Genomic DNA, 1,307 nt, shown 5'->3' on the forward strand with positions numbered 1-1,307 from the left:
GGAACGGCGGTAGCTTGGGCCCAAGCGCTCTGCATTGCCGACGCCCTCACCCCCAGCCCCTCTCTCTCAGGGAGAGGGAAAATTGGCGGGATTTTGGGTAGGAAGGGATCCCACCTAGATTAATCTAGAGGAACTTTGTCTGGCCTCACTGGCATTTGCCCTTCCCCACGAGTTTGCCTATGTCTGTCATCCGTGCCCTCCACAGGCAGTTGGTAACCAAAGAGCGCTCTGCCGAAGAGATCGCCCGCGAGTACCTGGAGCGCCTGGCCCAACTGGAGCCGCAGCTCAAGAGCTTTATTACTGTAACCGAGGAACTGGCTCTGCAACAGGCCAGGGCGGTGGACGCCCGCATTCGGGCCGGGGAAGAGATTGGCCCTTTGGCCGGGATCCCGTTAGCTGTCAAAGACAACCTCTGCACCCAAGGGATCCGCACCACCTGTGCCTCCCGGATGCTGGAGGGGTTCATTCCCCCCTACGAGTCAACAGTGACGGCGCGGCTGGCGGCTGCGGGCATGGTGACGGTGGGCAAGACCAACCTAGACGAGTTTGCCATGGGCAGCTCCACGGAAAACTCCGCCTTTCAGCGCACGGCCAATCCCTGGGATCTGACGCGGGTGCCAGGGGGATCCTCTGGGGGATCGGCGGCGGCGGTGGCTGCCGACCAAGCGGTGGTGGCCCTGGGCTCAGATACGGGGGGATCCATCCGCCAACCGGCAGCTTTTTGTGGGGTGGTGGGCCTCAAGCCCACCTACGGGCTGGTGTCTCGCTACGGGCTGGTGGCCTTTGCTTCGTCTTTGGATCAGGTGGGGCCGTTTGGGCGCACGGTGGAGGATGTGGCCTTGCTGCTGCAGGGGATCGCCGGCCATGACCCGATGGACTCCACCAGCCTGAAGGTGGATATCCCGGACTATAGCCAGGCTCTGATCCCGGACATCAAGGGGTTCAAAATCGGGGTGATCCGCGACTTGCTGGGGGAAGGATGCGGCGAGGAGACCCGCGCTGCCGTGCAAGCGGCCATTCAACATCTGCAGGAACTGGGGGCCGAGATCCTGGAGATCGACTGCCCCAGTTTTCGCTACGGCCTGGCCACCTATTACATCATCGCCCCTTCGGAAGCCTCTGCCAATTTGGCCCGCTACGACGGGGTAAAGTACGGCCTGCGGGAACCTGCCGACTCGCTGCTGTCGATGTATGGCAAGACCCGCGCCCATGGCTTTGGGCCGGAAGTGAAGCGGCGCATCATGATCGGCACCTATGCCCTCTCTTCGGGGTATTACGACGCCTACTACCTCAAGGCCCAGAAGGTG

Annotated in this window: 1 protein-coding gene; it reads left to right on the forward strand. The window is 62.4% G+C overall.

All coding sequences use genetic code 11. The annotated features are described in order from the left end of the window. Window positions 1–179: 179 nt before the first annotated feature. A partial coding sequence (gene gatA / locus NW815_RS10765; RefSeq protein ID WP_414415995.1) for an Asp-tRNA(Asn)/Glu-tRNA(Gln) amidotransferase subunit GatA occupies window positions 180–1,307 on the forward strand: 1,128 nt, incomplete at its 3' end.

The organism is Synechococcus sp. R6-7 (assembly GCF_047461695.1).
Taxonomy (GTDB): domain Bacteria; phylum Cyanobacteriota; class Cyanobacteriia; order Thermostichales; family Thermostichaceae; genus Thermostichus.